Raw genomic sequence first — 17,862 nt, forward strand, 5'->3', positions numbered from 1 at the left:
GCTGTACTCAGTTTCAACCGGCGCCGTTCCCTGAATCGCACACCGGTTGTCCACGTCGATCTTCACAATCCTATCAAATATGTAATATATCAGGAGGGCCGGGGTCGCCGGGTCGCGCGAACACCAACTGTCCAGCCGGCTTTGAAGTGTCGCCGCCCCAGCCAAATTCAAATGTCGGCACGGTCGTGCGTTTTGTGTGTGGTATTTAACTTTTTGATGGTTGGTCCATCGGGCGGTGGCGCTAACCGGAAGCGGCAGAGTCCGGCTCAGGGTGGGGCGGTCGAAGCAACGATGGCCCGCGCGAGGTCCGGCCGGTTGATCGTAAGCGCGATTTTCTCCGCACGTAGCGTTGACGCCCCGAAAGGCGCAGGATTGTGCCCACGATTTTTTTCGTGGGCACAATTCATGGACGATAGCGATTTTGACTTCCTGCCGCTGCGAGTGACCAATGTCGGCGCCAACGGGAAACGCAGCTACGACAGGCAGGGCAAGCGAAGATTGATCGAGGCTTGCCTTGAACCCGGCGTATCGGTTGCCAGCATGGCGATCCGAGCCCGGGTGAACACGAACCAATTGTGGCGCTGGGTCAAGCAGTACAAAGCAGAAAGACAAGGTGGTATTGACATGGATAGCGCCGTCGAAGGCGCGCCATCGGCCTTCGTTCCGGTAGTAGAGGTTCGCGGCGTACCTCCTCAAGCCCAGCGGTCACGGCCGGCATCGCCGGAATCGACATCTGTTCCCGTGCCGCAATCTTCATCTTCGCCACAATTGGCACGCCTGTCGGCACGGCTGCCAAACGGCGTAACCATCGAGCTCGAATGCACACCGAAAGATGGGACGCTCGTGAAGGCGATGATCGCGGCGCTGGGGGACACCTGATGTTCCGCCTCGACGCTGACCTGCGGGTCTATCTGCACCGCGAGCCTATCGACTTCCGGGCCGGCCTGAACAGTCTGGTGACGTTGGTCGAGCAGTCGATGCAACTCGATCCGTTCGCCCGGGCCGTCTTCGCGTTCCATAACCGCGGCCGCAATCGGGTCAAGCTTCTGCTCTATGACCGCTCCGGATTCTGGCTCCTGATGAAGCGTTTGGAAGCAGACCACTTCGCCTGGCCACGCCGCCAGCAGGCGGTGATGGAACTCACCACCGAGCAACTGCACTGGCTGCTTGAAGGTATCGACATCGAAGCCGTTCGCCGACACCCTTCGCGGCGCTACCGGCACGCGAGCTGAGTCAGCGTGAGGGAGGCCAGGGTGCGGGCTCTGGCCATAGGCTTCGCGAGGCGGCTGCTCGCCAGGGGATTGGCCGATACCATTGATATGGATTCGACGTAAACCTGTTGGCGATGCGATTGCGCTATCGTGAATGGCATGCCTGCACATGACCTCATCCCTGATCTGCCGCCTGACGTCCAGGCCTATATCCGAGAACTCGAGAAGAAGAATCTGGATCTCGAGTCGCTAGCCCAGCAACTCTCGCAGCGTATCGAGCAGCTCGAAGAGCAGTTCCGCCTCGCGCAGCTCAAACGCTACGCGCCGAGCAGCGAGAAGCTCAAGGATCGGGTGTTTGACGAAGCCGAGCAGATCGCCGCGACAGAACCTGCTGGCGACGATCCCGATGACGCGTTCACGCTGCCCGATACGGGACTTCCGGAAGTCGATGAGTCTGCACACCGCAAGCGGGGACGCAAGCCGCTGCCGGCGTCGTTGCCGCGCCAGCGCATCGAGTACGACCTGCCCGAGGAACAGAAAATCTGTCCATGCTGCCAGAGCCCGCTGCATCGCATGGGCGAGGAGACGAGCGAGCAGTTGCACATCGAGGTAAAGGCCTCGGTGTTGCAGCACGTACGGTTCAAATACGCGTGCCGCCATTGCGAGCGCAACGCGGAGCGCACGCCGATCGTGGTCGCGCCGATGCCAGTACAACCGCTGCCAGGTAGCAACGCGAGTCCGGCGATGATCGCGACGGTGACGACCGGCAAGTACGTGGATGGCACGCCGCTATACCGGATGGAAGACGCGCTGGCCCGTGCGGGCATTCCGGCGGGCCGCGGCACGCTGGCGAACTGGATCATCAGGCCTGCCGAACTGCACTACAGCCGGTTGTACGAGGCGATGCGCCAGACGCTGCTGTCGCAGCCGCTGATCCACGGCGACGAGACGACGGTGCAAGTGCTCAAGGAAGAAGGCAAGACCGCGCAGAGCAAGAGTTACATGTGGCTCTACAGAAGCGCACAGGACTGCGAACAGCCTGTGGTGCTGTTCGACTACCAGCCGGGGCGTGGTCAGCAATATCCGCAGGCGTTTCTCGCCGGCTACGAAGGCATGCTGATGACCGACGGCTACAGCGCCTGGCGCACGCTCAAAGCCGTCACGCACTTCGGGTGTCTTGCACATTCGAGACGACTGTTCGTCGACGCGCACAAGGGCCAGAAGAAGCCCGGCGGTCGCGCACAGCAGGCGCTCGAGTACTTCAAGGCGCTGTATCAGGTCGAGACACTTGCTCGCAGAGAACTGCCAGAGGGCGAGACACGGGCCGGCTACACCTACCGACTGCGGCAGGAACACAGCGTACCGCTACTGGAGGCGCTCAGGAAATGGCTGGACGAACTGGCACCGCAGGTTCTGCCTGAAAGTCTGCTGGGCAAGGCGATCAGCTACACGCGCAATCAGTGGGAATACCTCAGCCGCTATGTTATCGATGGGCGTGCACCCCTCGATAACAACGTGATAGAGCGCGACGTGAGACCCTTTGCAACCGCGCGAAAGGCATGGCTCTTTGCAGACACGGTTGCCGGTGCGAAGGCGAGCGCGACGATCTACAGCCTGATGCTCACGTGCCGCGCCTGCAACGTCGAGCCGTATGCGTATCTGCTTCACGTTCTCACCGAGCTGCCGCAGCGTGCGGCGGACGCCGACATCAGCGACCTGCTGCCGTTCAACTACGCCAGCCAGCAGAGCGCAATGACGAACCCCGGTTGATGACATGACAGGGCGCCGGCACTGCCCCGGCGCGCGATTCCTGGTACCTCCATCGGACATTGCCGATCCTGCTCGAGCGTCGCAATAGGGCCGAGCCCGCCTGTTCGCCGAGAACGACTCTCAATACAGTGTGCTGAATTGCGCGGTTACGGTTGATCCGCCGCTGCCGCTTGGTGCCCGGCGCCGCGTGCAGCGGGCGCGGCGGCTCGCCCGCCAGCGTGCGTGGCGCCCCGGCCAGCGCCGGCTGTCGCGCCGCGCTTGGACCTGCACGGCCAGCGCCAGCACCCGCCCGAGCCGCTGTTCTCGACGATCGCGCCCTGATCGATGACGCCACCCTGTCGTAGGTGGTGTAGGGCAGGGCAGTGCCATCGGCCCACAGCTCGACGCGCCCGTCCGGATACTCGAACACCTCGATGCGGTGGCTCAGCCGCCGGAATTCCGGTTGGTCGGCCAGCAGGTACCGGGTGGCTGCCGCCGGACTGGTGGGGGGCACGCTGGCGGGCACCGCGCACGTGACCAAGGCAGGCACGCGGGCTTGCGCCACTCGCGCCACGCGAAGTGCGCGCCAGGTCCTTGGCGTACTGCAGCGTGAGGCTTGCCGACACCCACCTCGTCGCCGCGCAGCTGCTGGTGCGCATCGAACTCCCTTCTAGGTACCTTGGCAAAGCGCGCGTTGAAGTCGGTCATGAAGGCCGGCACATAGACATTGGCCGCATCGAGATTGCATTTCGCCTGCCTCATTCTGAAACAGGCTTGAACCTGGCACGCAGGCGCCGCGCAAAAGACCTAGAGAAGGGCTCTGCGGGTTCGCTGGCGACAATACCGCTCGATTCAGCCGGTCCAGCGTGCCTGCGGTCAGAACAGCCAGGTAGAGGCGAAAGCCGCTCGCCCAGGACATGCCTGCGGCCAGCGCTGCTGGTTCCAGCATGGCGATCCTCTCGCAAGGGTTCCAGATCGGCGTGCGCCATTGCAACGAGTGTAGCGCGAAGGCGGCTATAGCTGCCTTCGCCGTTCAGCCGCCATTCCTGCCATCTGGGCTGTGCATTCAAGAACCGGCCCATACCGGCTGTTCGTTGCCGCCGAAGGGCAGCCGCCTTAATGACGGTGGCCCGCACATCGGGGTCTTGTGAAGTTGCAAACAGAGGAATATGCGAACTAGGCAGCGAGCTCAACTGCTCTTGTTTCAAGCAGATCGATTAGTATGCGCTCAACACGACTTCCACCGACGCCAACGCGCTGATCTGCAGATATCAGCTTTAATGTATCGGCTGCCTCAGCGTACTGCCCTCTGGCAAACTGACTGACGGCATCAACCAACCGGAGCGAGAGCCGCGCCTGGTCGCTGGGTTCCCGAGCCGCAATAGCCGCCTTGCTTTGCTCAAGCGCGGCAATGTCGCCCGCCGATGCCTGAATTCCAGCAAGATGCAGCGCTATAAACGGATGCGACAGCATAGAGTTGAAGCGCTCGGACAGGGTGGAAACCGCGGCTGAAATTGGACGTGTAGTTCCTGTGCGCAGGTATTCACGCAACAAGAAGCCGCCACAATCGGCCAGAGTCAGCATCGGACCACAGCGAGTGGCTTCTGGTGCACAGTAGCGCTCATAGCGCTGCCATGCCTGCTCGGTTAACCCCAACTGCCACTCTGCCAGGGCCAGGTGCCACTGCACATGACCATACATAGCGCCGCCCTCCGCTGACGGGCGGTGTTCATTTAGCCAGTCACCCAGCAATTTCAATGACTCTCCAGGCTCACCCTGATCGTGTAGCACATGCGCATAGCTATGGATCACGTAGAGAGCCTGCGGGCGCTGCTGCAGGGCTCGCTCGACAAGTGCACGACCACGGTTGTGATCACCGGCCTCACTGGCTGCGAACCCCAGACGCGCGAGCCAGGCCCAATCATCATGCAAACTGGGATCGACCGATTCCATGATATCGAGAACGCGCTCAAGCTTGTGCGCACCTCCATAGAAGATCAGATAACCACAAAGTTGCGAGATGACTAGCAGGTCACCGGGATTGGCAGCGATGTAGGCCTCGGTAGCCGCAAGATTGGTGTAAGGGTTTTCAAGCAGGGCAAAGAGCGCGGAGATATGCGCACGCTCCCATGGCAGCGCAGTTCGTGCTGCCAGTAGCGCACGCTCTTTGAAAAAATCGGCGTCCGCAGCATTGGAGTCTTTGGCAAGCATATGGCGCGCAGCCAGGGCCAGGGCGAGATTGCCGTCCAGCGCCAAAGCCTGATCCAGGGCCTCCGCGGCGCCCGCCTCGGAACCGAGGATGCGATCGACAGCGAGCCGATACCGTTCGGCAGCTTCTGGACGGTCAGTAGTAAGAGGTCTACCGGTACGCGCATTAATCATATTGGCTCATTGCATTGCAAATTGCTGATGCGAAGTGCTCCGATGCGCTTTCAGCGTAGTCCAACTCAAGGCGTTGGGATGTCTGACAGCAGCCAACCTGTTTCGCCGCCGAGAGCACCCAGTCGCACACCGGCGCGCTGGGGGGATGAGCGGTCCCCCCAGCGTCAGCGTATCGGCCGACTTGGCCGTCAAATGAACGAGCCATGAAAGGCTGGGACTGGCTGCCCAGGCCACTCTGCCCGCACAAGGCTCAGGCCATACCGCTATCCCTGGGCCTTGATGCCACGCAGCTCCCGCACACCTTTGCCAGTGCGGCGGCGTAGCAGGGTGCGCAGGGTAACGCCATCTGCATAGCCAACCTTCGCAGCGATGCGGTCGACGCTCTCATCGCTCGCCTTGAGCAAATACACCGCGCGCTCCACGCGCAGATCCTGGATGTATTCGACTGGCGTCTTGCCGAGCACGTCATGCAGTCTGCGCGCCAGCGTGCGCTTGCTGGTCGCGAGAGTGGCTGCGGCCTCATCGAGGTTTACGGCCCGGTCGATGTGATCGCGTGCCCAGCGGTCGAACCGCTCGATCAGCGGATCCGCATGGGCAAGATGGTCGGCAATCATGTAGACCGATTGCGAAGTGCGCGAGTCGACGATCAGGTAGCGCACCACAATTGCCGCCAGTTCCGGGCTGCGTTGCCGTAGCAGCCAGAGCGCAAGATCGACGTGGCTGAATCCCGCGCCGGCAGTCAGCACCGGTCCGGAGGATACGAGAATTCGATCCGGGGACAGGTGCACGCCCGGGTAGCGCTGGCGGAAGAGGGGGCTCAGCCACCACGTGGTGGTGGCCTCGCGCCCGTCGAGCAGGCCGGCTTCTCCCAGCACGAACGTGCCGATGCAGGCTGCAGCGGTGTGGGCACCCGCCCTAGCGCAGTCGCATAGCCAGGCAACCCCGTCCCTGACATCCGGCCGCGCTAGTGCCGGCACCAAGGTCTCGGGCATCTTGTAGCCCAGCGCGGGCACGATCACCCAATCTGGTCGGGGTGCCCGCTCGGCGACGAGAGCCGGCACTCGCATGCCATTGGCAGTCTTCACCCGCGAACGCATGCCGACGACGCTGACGCGAAAGTCCGGTATTGAGATGCCCGCGGCCGGGGCCAGTTCGTTTGCTGTCCCAAATGTGTCCAATATGGACGCGAGTCCGGTGTCGAATACATCATCCAGGGCGAGTACCGTGATATTCATGGCAGGATCAGCATCAAAGATGTCATTTCCGCCAATATGCCTCGCCTGCCGCGACTTGTAAATTGCGATCTCCACCCCTCACCTGGAGACCATCATGATCAAACTTGCACTGTTCGTCCGCCTGGAAGCGAAGGCCGGCAAGGAAAAGGGCGTCGCAGACTTTCTTGAGGCGGGTCTCGCCATGGCAAACAAGGAGGCCACCACACCCATCTGGTTTGCCTTGCAACTGGGGCTGTCAACCTTCGGCATATTTGATGCCTTCACCGACGAGTCTGGCCGACAGGCACACCTGAACGGCCCGATTGCCCAGGCCTTGATGTCGGCGGCGGCCGAGTTGCTGGCGAACCCGCCGTCAATTGAACCGATTACTGTTCTGGGGATGAAGAACCAGCCCGCGTAAGCGAGCGAGCGCCGGGAGCAGGGGATGCTCCCGGCTTGAACCATGGAAGTCGCATGCTGCTGCGCAATGAGTTCCTGCGCGACGGCAAGCTGGTAGCCCGCGTGACTTCAACGGGTGGTTGGCTCGATCTGAAAAAGCGCAAGCTAACCTGCCCGCCTCCCGCCCTGCTTGATGCGATGATGGCTTTGGACAAGACGGCGGATTTTGTCGAATTACCGCGCAGCGCAAATCGGACCCAATCGAATTGAGCCCTCGGCGTTGCCACAAGACTGCCAGGCGGCCGCGCCCAACCTCGTGCTGACCGCAGCTGATCCATGGCCGGATGCCGGCCGGCCAGATCGTCGCTTACATACTGGCCCGACCAACGGGCCACGTGGCGAGCCACGTAATCGCCAGCCTTGCCGTAATCGCCGAGCCCGATCGTGGCGGGATCGATCGTATGCAGCGCAGCCAGCGTCGCCAGCGTCGCGTTCATGGCGTCCATATGCGCCGCGCGATCGTGCCGGGTCAAATCGGAAAAGCTGGCATTCCAGAATATCCGGCCATCGACAAGGTCCATGACGAAGAACCAGCTGCCGATCACCGAATCGTCGGTACAAAGCCCATGAATTTGAGGCACCGGGAAACCCTCTTGTCCCAGTGCCGCCATCACCCGCGCCTCGCGCTCCATGGCATGAGCGCCTTTCGGCAACGTACCGGGCGGCTTTCGCCGCAGCACATAGCTGCGCCCGGGTGTGCGCAGGCGGTATGTGGGATTAGACTGCCCGCCCTTGAACTGGTCGACAGTGAGTGGCCCGGCATATCCGGCCACGTTCTGTGCCATCCAGCGCTCCAAAGCAGTTTGGTCGAACCGGTGCTGCTCGCGTACCGGTACCGTGCCGGCAAAGTTACGCCCGCTAGCCATGTTTTGCCTCGCCGCCGAGCGCATTACGCTTGATCATCTTTGCCAGCGACCATTTGTGAACTTCCGTCGGACCATCATAGATGCGGAACGCGCGCACTTCGCGGAAGACCTGTTCGACGATCGAATCGCGCAATACGCCGGAACCTCCCATAACCTGGACGCAGCGATCGGCTACGCGAAACAGCGCATCCGACACCGCCACCTTGGTCATCGAACTCTCGCTGGTGCCCTGGGAACCGCTATCGAGCACGCGAGCGCACCAGTCGATCATGAGCGCCGCCTGCTGCAGGTCGATCAAATTCTCCGCGAGCATAAAGCCCACGCCTTCATGATCGACCAGCAGCTTGCCAAAGGCCTTGCGCGTTGTGGCGTAGGCCGTGGCGATCTCGTGCGCGCGCGTGGCGCTGCCGAGCCAGCGCATGCAATGAGAAAGACGGGCCGGTGAGAGTCGCACCTGTGCATAGCGGAAGCCTTCATGGACCGCCCCGAGCACTTGGCTCGCCGGCACCCGAAGGTTTTCGATGACGATGAGCGCATGGCCGCCCGGCATTGAGTTATCGATGGTGTCTAGCACCCGCTCGATCCGGATCGCGGGATCCGGCAGGTCCACGAGGAACATGGTGGCCTGGGCCCGTTCGCCGCTTCCGGTGCGCGCCATCACGATGCCAACAGACGCCCCTTCTGCACCGGTAATGAACATCTTGCGGCCATTGATGACCCACTCGGAGCCCTCCTCGACGGCGGTGGTCTGCAGCATCGAAGGGTCGGAGCCCGCGCCACCATCTTCGGCTGGCTCGGTCATGAAAAACGCCGAGCGCGCTTCGCCGCGGACGAGTTTTTCCAGGAAGCGATGTTTCTGTTCCTGCGTGGCAACTTTGCCGAGCAGGAACATGTTTCCTTCGTCGGGGGCCATCGTATTGACGGCCACCGGCCCTAGCGGCGACAGCCCTGAGCGCTTGAGCACCGCCGCCGTCTCCAACTGCGTCATGTGACTACCGTCTGGCAGGATGTGGGGCGTCATAATGCCTGCATCGCGGGCCTTTGCGCGCAGTTCGTCCACCAGATCCGCTGACGGGCCGTGCGAGCCATTGCGAGAATCGCGTTCATAGCGAGTGACGACCTCGCGCACGAATGTCTCGACGCGATCAGCAATGACGCGACTCCGTTCGGTAGGACAGGGAGTGAACATAGGAAACGCTCTCCTTTAAAGGGTATTGACGAGATGCCCGCCGTCGACGGTCACCACAGATCCGGTCATGTAGCGGGATGCGTCGGACGCCAGCAGCAGCATCGGCCCATCGAGGTCCTGCAACTGGCCGAGCCGCCGTTGGGGAATACGCTTGATGAGCGCCTGGCCCGCATCGGTCTGCCAGAACGCCTGATTGAGTTCGGTCTCGACATAACCAGGCGCCAGTGCGTTTACACGGATCCCATAGCGCGCCCATTCGAGCGCTAATGTCTTGGTGAGTTGGATCACGCCTGCCTTGGATACCGCATAGGACAGCACACCGCCGGCCTGGCGTAGCCCGAGGATAGAAGCCACATTGATGATATTGCCGCCGCCGCGCTGCCTCATACCAGGTGCAAGTGCCTGGGCGAGAAGGAACATGCCCTTGAGATTGGTATCGACCACGGCGTCCCAGTCCCTTTCGGTATGCTCAAGCGCGGCGCCTTCACGCACGACACCAGCATTGTTGACCAGGATATCGACCGGCCCTACTGCCTCTGCCAGCGCGGCACGGGACACAGCGTCGGTGACGTCCAATGCAACGCATTGGACAGCGCCACAGGACTTAAGTCGTGCGGCCACCGCCTCCAGTGCGCTCAGCCTGCGCGCAGCAATGATTACTTCCGCCCCATGCGCGGCCAGCAGCGCAGCAAAATGCTCGCCCAAACCGCTTGATGCGCCCGTCACAAGCGCGCGCTTGCCTGCCAGCTGCGCCGATCCTGCCAACATTTCTTGCCTCCTATTCATGTTGTCACCTCATATTGTAGGACAATTATATCCTACGAAATCTTGTTGCAAGACTTCCGTTAGAATTTGTGCATGATTCTTCGCCCTCCTCTCTCAGCAGGACCGGACGCCGCGGCCGACCCGGAATCCATTGGCACCGGCGCATCCGATCTTGTTTTTCTCGGCATACTCAGAGGCCTCGAAGCGCTAACCTTCGTACCAGGTCAGCGACTCGTGGAAGTCGACCTTGCAAGCCAGTTCAGCGTTGGCCGCAATTCGGTACGGGAGGCACTTCAGCGCCTGGCGGCAGAGGGCATCGTCGAACTGCTCCGACACAAAGGAGCGGCCATCCGGTCGCTGAGTCTTCAGGACACGCTGGACGTTCTGGACGTTGCCGAACGCATGACTGGCCTGCTGGCTCGTACAGCGGTGCGCGGCAACGCGGCGCCCGCCCTGGTGCTCACCTTGAAAACGGCCATGCAAGATCTGGAGGCCGCCGACGATGCGCGCGACAGCACCGCCTTCTCGGCGGCTCGCCGGCGCTTCTATCGCGCGTTGCTGGATATGGGTGGCAATCGCGAACTTAGGCGGCTTTTCCCAGCCATACACATGCCTATTGTCCATGCGCAGTACCGCCTTCCAACGCTGCAGAAATTGCGACTGCGCGACTACGGCCGCATGGCGGCGGCAGTCATGGCCGGCGATGCCAATGCTGCTGACAAGGCCGGCAGCGAGCATGTCCGAAATGTTCGTAACGCGATTTGTGCCGACCAGTCGACACAAGGAAAGGCCACTCCAGGACGCCGCCAGCGCGCTAACCAGTAACCTGTGTCGCTCCAGACGCCGGCCTGAGGGCTGACCTGCGGGTGTGGCCGGCGGCGGGCGGGATTGGTCCACTGCGCCACGGGATCGGCCTGTGGACAAGCCGCACGGGGAGGGCTGGCCAACGGTCGCTGCGGTTTTGATTAAAATTTGGCAATTTTTGCCCATCCCCCGAAAACTGAAAATCTCCCGCCAGCCCTTACCAGGCAGGCTTTGCAGGGTGCCGTTAACCAACGCGCGATCTCGGTCACGGTGGCTGGCGTGTCACCCTCGGTATCCACAACGACTTGCAAACTGATCCGCATGGCGGCCTCCCACGCATGTCCGGGCAGCCAGTCTATGCCAGGATCTCTTGCAAGCGATCGTTGGCGGTCCGGCGGTCGAAGCGCCGATCCAGCCAAACCGGCCATTGGTCGACCTCGTCGCGTAACTCGTCCAGCACGATTGGGTCCTCGCGCAGCGACTCAAGCCAATCGAGGAACTCATACTCACTACGTTCGTCCCTGGTCTCCAGATAACGCTCGATCCCGCCGATGTCCTCTGGCAGGCAAAGCCCGCAACCGGCCACGCAACGTGGCAGCCGGCCAGGACGCTGCCGCAGCATGCGCCGCTCCATTTGTACATCGTGACGCCACCACGCGTTGAAGTCGTACACATAGACGAAGCCTTCGTGTTCGCGCAGACGAAACGCGGCCAGCGTCAGCTCGTTTGCCACCGTGGAGAATTGCAGGACGCCTTCGTGGGCTTCGCCGTAGCGCGTGCCACGAATGGTGAACTAGTGCAGGTGTTCGTCCATCCACCCCCATGACTACCTGGATGACATTGTGCAATTGCGCGAGCGTCAAGCGCTCGGGAACGAGGACGCGCCGCCAAACCGGCGGGCTCAAGCCTCGCAGGCTGATTCGCAACTGGAGGACGGAGATCGCCGGTTGAGGATCGAAGCACATTGTAGGTGGCTCATTATGCTCTTGCGTGAAGGCTGATTTCAGCCCCCGCTTTGGCGCGCTCTCGTGGCACAGCACGTCCTCGACCTGTCACCGCTGTTGGGCAGCCTTGCCACAAGCAGCCGCAATTTCTGCTAGGTTGCCGGCCCCAATCGAAGCGGCGCAGATTTTTCCGAGGACGCGATATCTCGTCTGTGCTTGCGGCCGGTTTTCGCTGTTCTCGCGTGCAACTGCATCGGAATATTGCTGCAAAATGCGCTCATTACGAGATGACAAAATGCACTATTACAAGCATCAAACGATGCTATAATTTGTGCTGATACTTACGGAGGTTCCCATGCGTACGACTATTGCGCTTGATGACGACTTGATCGCCAAGGCTCAAGCCTATACGGGCCTGGAGGAAAAAACGGCACTTGTGCGCGAAGCACTAAAGGCCTTGATCCAGCGTGAAGCCGCGAAACGACTCGCGAATCTTGGCGGTAGTCAACCGGGCATCAAGGGGGCGCCGCGTCGCCGGCAGGACGTCGAATGATTCTTGTCGACACGTCGGTCTGGATTGACCACATCAACGCTTCTGATCCTATGCTGATTAGCCTGCTTGCCGAGGAGCGTGTGCTGGCTCATCCATATGTGATAGGCGAGATTTCGCTCGGTAGTCTGCGTGACCGTGACGTCGTGCTTGGCGCGTTGCTCGATCTGCCGCGCGCGCCAGTTGCAACGCCGGAGGAGACCTTTTATCTGATCGAGCGCGAAGGTTTGTTCAATCGTGGAATCGGATATGTCGACACGTCACTGTTGGCGTCCGCGCGCCTACAACCAGGCATCACCATCTGGACGCGCGACAAGCGATTGAAGAAAGTTGCCGATGAACTCAATCTCGGCGCGGTGCTCGCGCACTAGATAACGGAAAAGTGATCCCCGTGATGGAGTAGCTGGCGCCCCAGCAGACGGCTGTGCGGCAGTGATCGACTAGAAAGGAAGAACGATGAGTCTGCAGATTTCATCTGCGCCGCTTGATGCCGCCTCAAAGGCGATTCTTGCCAAGTTGGTTAGCAACGGCTGGAACAAGGCTGGTGTTCAATATGTTACGGACGAGAACGTCGTTTCGGCGGCCGAGTTTGCATACCTGCTGAAGCACGGCGCGGTAGAGCTGCGTACTGAGAATGGGGTGATGTTCGCTCCCATTCTCAACAGGTATGCCAAGCCGGCATTTGGTCCTGATGTTGGAAAGATTGGATTCCAACTGAACATCGATCTCATGTAGGAAAAGCATGAAAATTCTTGCACATAGCCATACGTCTATTGTGGACCAGGTAGCCGGCGCCGTGGTAAGCAGCGCGACCAACCACACGGTCGGCGCTCTGATGCGTGGTCACGGTTTGGTAGGCGTCATTGTCATCGCCATCGTGCTCATCTTGGGCGTTTGGGCCGTCAAGCAGCTCTTTTGAAGCGGAATAGCAATGTCAGAGGGATTTCACGTACACGGTGCCCACGACCACGCGCTTGAGCACGCGGCGGAAATCGGTCATGCCGACAGTTTTTCGGGTCGTATTGCGGTGATGACAGCGATCCTGTCGACGGCTGGCGCGGTTTTCGGCTATCAGGGCGGGGCGACCCAAAACGAAGCGCTGCTTCTGAAGAATGAAGCCGCTATTCACAAGACCGAAGCAGCCAACCAATGGGCCTACTACCAAGCGAAGGGACAGAAGCAAGCGATTGCTGAACTGACGGCACAGCTGCCCGGCGTGGATCAAGCCGCCGCCAATCGGGAGGCGCTGCGCTACGGGTCGGAGAAGGAGCAAATCCGGCAGAAGGCAGAGGCGCAAGAGCGGGCGGCTAGGGACGCTGACGAGGCCAGTGAGAATGCTGTCCACCATCATCACCGCTGGGCACAAGCCGTCGTAGCAGTTCAGGTTTCTATAGCCTTGGCGGCAATCACGCTGCTCACGCGGCGCCGATGGTTGCAGGTGGCATCGTACGGGGTAGGCGCGATTGGCGGTGTGCTGGCTGTCCTTTCAATGCTCCACATCTAGGAAAAGATGAAAACGACAAGCAAACAGCGCGGCTGGATTGTCCGCAGCGGAGACGACTATCTCTGCCCAAAGGATGGCGACGTTGGCTACACGGCTAACTTGGTCGATGCCGGCACGTTCGACACCGAAGGGGAAGCCAAGGACGCCGGCCGCGATCACTGCGATCCCGGATTTGTGGTGATCCGTGACCCGCGCTAACGAAACGGACAGAAAGATGCCCGGCGCGATCATTCTCGTCGACATGGAGAACATCCAGCAGCTCGCACCGGCTGCGGTGCCTGGGGGAGCCCGCCTGATTGTCTTCGCCGGCGCCAGCCAAAAGTCCATTTCTCTGGATCTGGTGATCGCAGGCCAGGCACTTGAGCCGCCGGCACAATGGATCCGAGCCAGCGGCAGCGGTCGCAATGCACTGGATTTCCACATCGCCTTCGAGCTGGGACGACTTGCCGAGCGTGGCGAGCGCGGCCCCGTTTTCGTCCTGTCGAAGGACAAGGGTTACGACCCGCTCATTGTTCATATCGCCAGCGGCGGCATGCCTTGCAAGCGGATTGAATCGCTTTCGGAAGTCCCACCGCCTGCGAAGACGAAGAACAGTGTTTCCGTGCAAGCCTCTGATGGCATTGATATTGGCGCGGCCTTCGCCGCGACTATCAAGGTACGCGAGATCTTGGGCCGGTCACCAAAGACAGCACGGCCGGGCAAGCGCGCGACCTTGATCAAGCATCTCAAGGCGATGGAGCACTTGAAGCTGAAGGACAAGGATATCTCAGGTGTCATTGACGAGATGCTTGCCACGAAGCTGATTGTAGAGGCCAAGGGCAAGCTCTCGTACAATTTCTGATCAAAGAATTACCAAGCCATTTTCAGACGGGCACCCATGCTTCGTTCCGTGCTTATCCGGTTAGCTCCCAAACCTACTAGATGTAGTGGGTAGCGATTTTTTTCCATAGAGCTCGGCATAGGTCGGCGCGGTGACGTCACCAGCGATGCCGAGCAGGGAGCGAAACGCGTTGAAGGGATAGAAACGGCGGTTGAAGCGGAAGGTGAATTCGTTGAGATAGGCTTGTAGGTGCTGCGGGCTGACACCGTGATGAATACCGCGCAGCCAGGTCTTGAGATTGGAGAACACAAGGTGAATGATCGGCAGGAAGGTTTCGGCCACTTGCATGTCACCGCGCTGCGCGATGGCGATATGGCCATAGCCGCGCTCGCCCAGCTTGGCATAACCGCCCCAGTCGTCGGTGATGATGGTTGCCCCGGGTGCAACGGTACGCTCGATGAATCCGCCCAGCGACCGGGCACTTCGGTCAGGAACCAGAGCGAGCCGAACTCGTCCGGCATACCGTCCGCTCTTGCGTTTGTTGCGGCTGCCGGAAAGCTTGCGTTGCCGAACCTCGACAGCGCCGGCCACAAGAACCATGTGGTGCACGCCCCTGCCTTTGCCGCGAGTACGCCCACCGACGTAGGCCTCATCGGCCTCGACGTGTTCCTCAGGCTTGCCACCAATCCGATCCTGGTCGGGGCGCACCATGCCGGCGCGCAACTTGTGGAGTATCTGGAAGGCGGTCTCGTAACGCGACAGGCCGAGTTGGCGCTGGAACTGAACTGCCGACATGCCAGGCGTCTGACTGGCGACCAGATACGCCGCCCAGAACCAAACCGACAGCGGTGTGTGCGTGCGCTCCATGACGGTGCCAGCAGTGAGGCTCGTGTCGCGTGTGCAATGGCGACAACGGAAAACGCCGGGGCGATTGGCAAAGCGGTACGGCTCACCAAGCAAGCCACAGTGGTCACAAATGAACCCATCGCTCCATCGAGCGCGCTCAAGGTAGGCCATGCATGCCGCTTCGTCTGGAAACATCCGCTGAAACTCCGGCAGCGAGCCCGGAAACGGCAGATCGCCTCGGTCAAGCACATCAATAACCATGGCTGCCCCGGGTTGGCACAGATGCCCAACATACTATCGGTAGAGGGCTTGGGAGACAACCGGATAAGCACGCTTCGTTCAATGCGAGCCCCTCACTTGCCGGCAAGGCCTTACCAGCGGGCTGCGCAGCGGAAGGCTCCTCGGCTACGCCCAAGCAGGGCGGAAAATCCGTCGGGAGAAGCCACTTCGCCAAAAAGGTGCCTAGCGCGTCGAGCAGCACATCGGAACTCAGCCCTTGCGCACCACCGTAAGCGCTCCATAAAACCCAGCCTTACCAGACTGGAAGCTCCCGATCATGCTACCGATTCCGAAACGAACAAGGATCGAGGATGGAACAAGGGAAGGAGTTCTGGGCGGCGCACCTGGAGTCGATACAGCGTGAGTCGATGCCGATCAGCGCCTATGCCAAGCGTGAAGGGCTGGCCCTGCACAGCCTATATTACTGGCGCAGCAAGCTGAAGACGGAGGCAGTATCGGCGGTGGATGAGGTTGCGGCATCGGCGAGCGCTTTTGTCGCGTTGCGTGTCGCTGCACCGGCAGGCAACAACAGTTGCACGCTGGTGTTGGCGCCCGGCGTGCGGCTGGAGCTGGCGGCGCTGCCCGAGCCGACCTGGCTGGCGGTACTGGGGCGTGCCATGCAGGGAATGGCGTAATGCATCCGGGCAGCCAGATTGACGCGGTGTATCTGTGCCGCACGCCCGTGGACTTTCGCAAGTCAATTGGGGGGGCTGAGCGTACTGATCGAGCAGGAACTGGAGATGAACCCGTTCGCGCGAACGCTGTACGTTTTCATCAATCGCCAGCGCGACAAGATCAAGGCGCTGTACTGGCATCGCAACGGCTTTTGCCTTTGGTACAAGCGCTTGGAGAAAGATAAGTTTGCCTGGCCGCTCGAGGGCTCTGCTGCAACGCAGACGGTGACGCTGCAGGAGTTCGAATGGCTGCTCGAAGGCTTCGATCTGTGGACCAACCGACCGCATCAGACTTTGCATTTTGAGGCGGTTTCATAGGGGTTTTGCGGTCATTTTGCCGTGGCTTCACGGTAAAATGTGGCATGCCCGTTGCCGCCGCCAAACCGCTACCTGTCCACGTCGAATTCGATTATTCCGACGTCGCGGTCGCGACCCTGCCCAGCGTTCTGCCCGACGATGTGGACGCGCTCAAGGCACTGCTGCGCACGCAGCAGGCGGCACATCAGCAAGCGATCCGGCAGACGCAGGAACAGGCGCTCGCGCAGGCGATGCGCCACATCAATTACCTGTACGAGCAGATCGTGCTATATCGTCACCGGCACTTCGGGGCGAGCACAGAGCAGTTGCCAGCGCAGGCCCGCCTGTTCGATGAGGCCGAGGCGCTGGCCGCCGCCAGCTCCCCGGCTCAGGACACCGCCCCCATCCCCGATTCCGCGGCGGACACGCTCCCATCAGGGAGCACAGCGGATCGCGGCAAGCCTGCCCGTGGCAAGCGGGCACCGCTGCCGGTCGGGTTGCCGCGCGTGGACGTGGTGCACGATGTGCCCGAGGCCGAACGCACCTGCCCGTGCGGCACCCCGATGGTGGAGATTGGCGAGGATGTCAGCGAGCAACTCGACCTCGTGCCGATGCAGGTGCGGGTGCTGCGCCATATCCGCAAGCGCTATGGCTGCCCTGGTAGCGAACACGCACCGGTGACGGCGGCGCTGCCGCCGCAGCCGCTGCCCAAGAGCAACGCCAGTAGCGATCTGCTGGCGATGCTGCTGACCGTGAAGTACGCCGATGGCCTGCCGCTGGCGCGCTTTGAACACGTCCTGGCGCGCGCCGGGGTCACGGTACCGCGACAGACACTGGCCCGCTGGGTCATCGGCGCAGCAGGCGTCTTGCAGCCGCTGCACAACCTGATGCGCGATACCCTGCTCGAAGCAGCGGTGATCCACGTCGATGAAACGGTGGTGCAGGTGCTCAAGGAGCCGGGCAAGAAGCCGACCTCGCAAAGCTATATGTGGGTACAGACCGGCGGCCCACCGGAACACCCGGTGGTGCTCTACGACTACGACCCGAGTCGCTCCGGCAAGGTGCCGGTGCGTCTGCTTGAGGGCTACCAGGGCTATCTGATGACCGATGGCTACGACGGGTACAACGCGCTCGCTCAGCAGGACGGGATCGAGCATCTTGCTTGTCTCGCCCATGCGCGCCGGTATTTTGTCGAGGCCACGCGCGTGCAGCCCAAAGGCAAGCGAGGCCGCGCCGACCAGGCCATCGAGTTCATCGGCAGACTCTACGGCATCGAGCGGGAGTTCCGTAAGCGCTAAATCCAGCACAC

At 61.3% G+C, this 17,862-nt stretch carries 21 protein-coding genes and 3 pseudogenes; 15 read left to right on the forward strand and 9 right to left on the reverse strand.

What is annotated here, in order from left to right; all coding sequences use genetic code 11:
- Positions 1-405 precede the first annotated feature (405 nt).
- The 3 genes from tnpA (ACZY0R_RS42125) to tnpC (ACZY0R_RS42135) all read left to right on the forward strand — a co-directional run bounded on the left by tnpA (ACZY0R_RS42125) (position 406) and on the right by tnpC (ACZY0R_RS42135) (position 2,981).
- Positions 406-879, forward strand: coding sequence for an IS66-like element accessory protein TnpA (gene tnpA, locus ACZY0R_RS42125; protein ID WP_488856667.1), 474 nt, complete (start codon positions 406-408; stop codon positions 877-879).
- Positions 879-1,232, forward strand: a complete 354-nt coding sequence (gene tnpB, locus ACZY0R_RS42130; protein ID WP_488856668.1) for an IS66 family insertion sequence element accessory protein TnpB — start codon at positions 879-881, stop codon at positions 1,230-1,232. Before tnpA (ACZY0R_RS42125) ends, tnpB (ACZY0R_RS42130) begins: the two co-directional genes overlap by 1 nt.
- A 138-nt stretch (positions 1,233-1,370) precedes the next feature.
- On the forward strand, positions 1,371-2,981 hold the full coding sequence (gene tnpC / locus ACZY0R_RS42135; RefSeq protein ID WP_488856669.1) for an IS66 family transposase: 1,611 nt from the start codon (positions 1,371-1,373) through the stop codon (positions 2,979-2,981).
- Positions 2,982-3,792: 811 nt separating this feature from the next.
- On the opposite strand, the pseudogene ACZY0R_RS42140 reads toward tnpC (ACZY0R_RS42135), so the two are convergent.
- From ACZY0R_RS42140 to ACZY0R_RS42150, 3 genes and pseudogenes are all read right to left on the reverse strand, one after another.
- Positions 3,793-3,909 (reverse strand): annotated as a pseudogene (locus tag ACZY0R_RS42140) (DUF4126 family protein); the annotation flags it as partial.
- A gap of 227 nt (positions 3,910-4,136) precedes the next feature.
- Positions 4,137-5,342 (reverse strand): tetratricopeptide repeat protein, encoded by a 1,206-nt coding sequence (locus ACZY0R_RS42145; protein WP_488867617.1) that lies wholly within the window; start codon positions 5,340-5,342, stop codon positions 4,137-4,139.
- A 263-nt stretch (positions 5,343-5,605) separates the two neighbouring features.
- Entirely contained in the window at positions 5,606-6,577 is a 972-nt protein-coding gene (locus ACZY0R_RS42150; RefSeq protein WP_488867811.1) for a GlxA family transcriptional regulator, read from the reverse strand.
- Between the two features lie 94 nt (positions 6,578-6,671).
- On the opposite strand from ACZY0R_RS42150, the gene ACZY0R_RS42155 reads away from it, so the two are divergent.
- On the forward strand, positions 6,672-6,977 hold the full coding sequence (locus tag ACZY0R_RS42155; RefSeq protein ID WP_488867619.1) for a putative quinol monooxygenase: 306 nt from the start codon (positions 6,672-6,674) through the stop codon (positions 6,975-6,977).
- Here the strand turns inward: ACZY0R_RS42155 and ACZY0R_RS42160 are convergent.
- The 3 genes from ACZY0R_RS42160 to ACZY0R_RS42170 form a co-directional block, all read right to left on the reverse strand.
- The gene (locus ACZY0R_RS42160; RefSeq protein WP_488867621.1) at positions 6,943-7,800 is read right to left on the reverse strand and encodes a phosphotransferase family protein; all 858 of its coding nucleotides are present in this window, start codon (positions 7,798-7,800) and stop codon (positions 6,943-6,945) included. The genes ACZY0R_RS42155 and ACZY0R_RS42160 overlap by 35 nt on opposite strands.
- A 73-nt stretch (positions 7,801-7,873) precedes the next feature.
- A complete protein-coding gene (locus tag ACZY0R_RS42165; RefSeq protein WP_488867623.1) occupies positions 7,874-9,070 on the reverse strand; it encodes an acyl-CoA dehydrogenase family protein in 1,197 nt (398 codons plus the stop codon).
- A 15-nt stretch (positions 9,071-9,085) separates the two neighbouring features.
- Positions 9,086-9,838: an SDR family NAD(P)-dependent oxidoreductase gene (locus tag ACZY0R_RS42170; RefSeq protein WP_488867625.1), complete on the reverse strand. Its 753-nt coding sequence runs from the start codon at positions 9,836-9,838 to the stop codon at positions 9,086-9,088.
- A 90-nt stretch (positions 9,839-9,928) separates the two neighbouring features.
- Between ACZY0R_RS42170 and ACZY0R_RS42175 the strand changes: the two genes are divergently transcribed.
- Complete coding sequence (locus ACZY0R_RS42175; protein WP_488867627.1) at positions 9,929-10,660, forward strand: GntR family transcriptional regulator; 732 nt, start codon at positions 9,929-9,931, stop codon at positions 10,658-10,660.
- Between the two features lie 334 nt (positions 10,661-10,994).
- Here the strand turns inward: ACZY0R_RS42175 and ACZY0R_RS42180 are convergent, their stop codons facing one another.
- Positions 10,995-11,426 carry an IS1096 element passenger TnpR family protein gene (locus tag ACZY0R_RS42180; RefSeq protein ID WP_488867813.1) on the reverse strand — a complete coding sequence of 144 codons (432 nt, stop codon included), beginning with the start codon at positions 11,424-11,426 and terminating at the stop codon, positions 10,995-10,997.
- Between the two features lie 82 nt (positions 11,427-11,508).
- Positions 11,509-11,604, reverse strand: a pseudogene (locus tag ACZY0R_RS42185) (hypothetical protein); the annotation flags it as partial.
- Between the two features lie 334 nt (positions 11,605-11,938).
- Here ACZY0R_RS42185 and ACZY0R_RS42190 point away from each other — a divergent pair.
- The 7 genes from ACZY0R_RS42190 (at position 11,939) to ACZY0R_RS42220 (ending at position 14,478) form a co-directional block, all read left to right on the forward strand.
- Positions 11,939-12,136: a type II toxin-antitoxin system VapB family antitoxin gene (locus tag ACZY0R_RS42190; RefSeq protein WP_006159576.1), complete on the forward strand. Its 198-nt coding sequence runs from the start codon at positions 11,939-11,941 to the stop codon at positions 12,134-12,136.
- Positions 12,133-12,504 carry a type II toxin-antitoxin system VapC family toxin gene (locus ACZY0R_RS42195; RefSeq protein WP_455289285.1) on the forward strand — a complete coding sequence of 124 codons (372 nt, stop codon included), beginning with the start codon at positions 12,133-12,135 and terminating at the stop codon, positions 12,502-12,504. Before ACZY0R_RS42190 ends, ACZY0R_RS42195 begins: the two co-directional genes overlap by 4 nt.
- Before the next feature lie 85 nt (positions 12,505-12,589).
- A complete protein-coding gene (locus ACZY0R_RS42200) occupies positions 12,590-12,868 on the forward strand; it encodes a hypothetical protein (RefSeq protein WP_488867630.1) in 279 nt (92 codons plus the stop codon).
- Between the two features lie 7 nt (positions 12,869-12,875).
- Positions 12,876-13,052 carry a hypothetical protein gene (locus ACZY0R_RS42205; RefSeq protein ID WP_488867632.1) on the forward strand — a complete coding sequence of 59 codons (177 nt, stop codon included), beginning with the start codon at positions 12,876-12,878 and terminating at the stop codon, positions 13,050-13,052.
- A 12-nt stretch (positions 13,053-13,064) separates the two neighbouring features.
- On the forward strand, positions 13,065-13,637 hold the full coding sequence (locus ACZY0R_RS42210; protein WP_488867634.1) for a DUF4337 domain-containing protein: 573 nt from the start codon (positions 13,065-13,067) through the stop codon (positions 13,635-13,637).
- A gap of 6 nt (positions 13,638-13,643) precedes the next feature.
- Positions 13,644-13,835 (forward strand): hypothetical protein, encoded by a 192-nt coding sequence (locus ACZY0R_RS42215; RefSeq protein ID WP_488867636.1) that lies wholly within the window; start codon positions 13,644-13,646, stop codon positions 13,833-13,835.
- A 16-nt stretch (positions 13,836-13,851) separates the two neighbouring features.
- Entirely contained in the window at positions 13,852-14,478 is a 627-nt protein-coding gene (locus ACZY0R_RS42220) for a PIN domain-containing protein (protein WP_488867638.1), read from the forward strand.
- Between the two features lie 60 nt (positions 14,479-14,538).
- On the opposite strand, the gene ACZY0R_RS42225 is transcribed toward ACZY0R_RS42220, so the two are convergent.
- Positions 14,539-15,564 carry an IS1595 family transposase gene (locus ACZY0R_RS42225; protein WP_488861174.1) on the reverse strand — a complete coding sequence of 342 codons (1,026 nt, stop codon included), beginning with the start codon at positions 15,562-15,564 and terminating at the stop codon, positions 14,539-14,541.
- A 329-nt stretch (positions 15,565-15,893) separates the two neighbouring features.
- On the opposite strand from ACZY0R_RS42225, the gene tnpA (ACZY0R_RS42230) reads away from it, so the two are divergent.
- From tnpA (ACZY0R_RS42230) to tnpC (ACZY0R_RS42240), 3 genes and pseudogenes are all read left to right on the forward strand, one after another.
- Positions 15,894-16,217, forward strand: a complete 324-nt coding sequence (gene tnpA / locus ACZY0R_RS42230) for an IS66 family insertion sequence element accessory protein TnpA (RefSeq protein ID WP_488867640.1) — start codon at positions 15,894-15,896, stop codon at positions 16,215-16,217.
- Between the two features lie 18 nt (positions 16,218-16,235).
- Positions 16,236-16,574, forward strand: coding sequence for an IS66 family insertion sequence element accessory protein TnpB (tnpB, locus tag ACZY0R_RS42235; RefSeq protein ID WP_488867642.1), 339 nt, complete (start codon positions 16,236-16,238; stop codon positions 16,572-16,574).
- A gap of 239 nt (positions 16,575-16,813) precedes the next feature.
- Positions 16,814-17,842, forward strand: a pseudogene (gene tnpC / locus ACZY0R_RS42240) (IS66 family transposase); the annotation flags it as partial.
- Between the last annotated feature and the right edge of the window lie 20 nt (positions 17,843-17,862).

The sequence above is a fragment of the Cupriavidus sp. F041 genome (assembly GCF_057814235.1).

Excerpts from the sequence above, each read along its gene's own strand:
- tnpA (WP_488856667.1), top strand. The coding sequence starts at position 406 with ATGGACGATAGCGATTTTGACTTCCTGCCGCTGCGAGTGACCAATGTC.
- tnpB (WP_488856668.1), top strand. The coding sequence starts at position 879 with ATGTTCCGCCTCGACGCTGACCTGCGGGTCTATCTGCACCGCGAGCCT.
- tnpC (WP_488856669.1), top strand. The coding sequence starts at position 1,371 with ATGCCTGCACATGACCTCATCCCTGATCTGCCGCCTGACGTCCAGGCC.
- ACZY0R_RS42145 (WP_488867617.1), bottom strand. The coding sequence starts at position 5,342 with ATGATTAATGCGCGTACCGGTAGACCTCTTACTACTGACCGTCCAGAA.
- ACZY0R_RS42150 (WP_488867811.1), bottom strand. The coding sequence starts at position 6,577 with ATGAATATCACGGTACTCGCCCTGGATGATGTATTCGACACCGGACTC.
- ACZY0R_RS42155 (WP_488867619.1), top strand. The coding sequence starts at position 6,672 with ATGATCAAACTTGCACTGTTCGTCCGCCTGGAAGCGAAGGCCGGCAAG.
- ACZY0R_RS42160 (WP_488867621.1), bottom strand. The coding sequence starts at position 7,800 with ATGGCACAGAACGTGGCCGGATATGCCGGGCCACTCACTGTCGACCAG.
- ACZY0R_RS42165 (WP_488867623.1), bottom strand. The coding sequence starts at position 9,070 with ATGTTCACTCCCTGTCCTACCGAACGGAGTCGCGTCATTGCTGATCGC.
- ACZY0R_RS42170 (WP_488867625.1), bottom strand. The coding sequence starts at position 9,838 with ATGTTGGCAGGATCGGCGCAGCTGGCAGGCAAGCGCGCGCTTGTGACG.
- ACZY0R_RS42175 (WP_488867627.1), top strand. The coding sequence starts at position 9,929 with ATGATTCTTCGCCCTCCTCTCTCAGCAGGACCGGACGCCGCGGCCGAC.
- ACZY0R_RS42190 (WP_006159576.1), top strand. The coding sequence starts at position 11,939 with ATGCGTACGACTATTGCGCTTGATGACGACTTGATCGCCAAGGCTCAA.
- ACZY0R_RS42195 (WP_455289285.1), top strand. The coding sequence starts at position 12,133 with ATGATTCTTGTCGACACGTCGGTCTGGATTGACCACATCAACGCTTCT.
- ACZY0R_RS42200 (WP_488867630.1), top strand. The coding sequence starts at position 12,590 with ATGAGTCTGCAGATTTCATCTGCGCCGCTTGATGCCGCCTCAAAGGCG.
- ACZY0R_RS42205 (WP_488867632.1), top strand. The coding sequence starts at position 12,876 with ATGAAAATTCTTGCACATAGCCATACGTCTATTGTGGACCAGGTAGCC.
- ACZY0R_RS42210 (WP_488867634.1), top strand. The coding sequence starts at position 13,065 with ATGTCAGAGGGATTTCACGTACACGGTGCCCACGACCACGCGCTTGAG.
- ACZY0R_RS42215 (WP_488867636.1), top strand. The coding sequence starts at position 13,644 with ATGAAAACGACAAGCAAACAGCGCGGCTGGATTGTCCGCAGCGGAGAC.
- ACZY0R_RS42220 (WP_488867638.1), top strand. The coding sequence starts at position 13,852 with ATGCCCGGCGCGATCATTCTCGTCGACATGGAGAACATCCAGCAGCTC.
- ACZY0R_RS42225 (WP_488861174.1), bottom strand. The coding sequence starts at position 15,564 with ATGGTTATTGATGTGCTTGACCGAGGCGATCTGCCGTTTCCGGGCTCG.
- tnpA (WP_488867640.1), top strand. The coding sequence starts at position 15,894 with ATGGAACAAGGGAAGGAGTTCTGGGCGGCGCACCTGGAGTCGATACAG.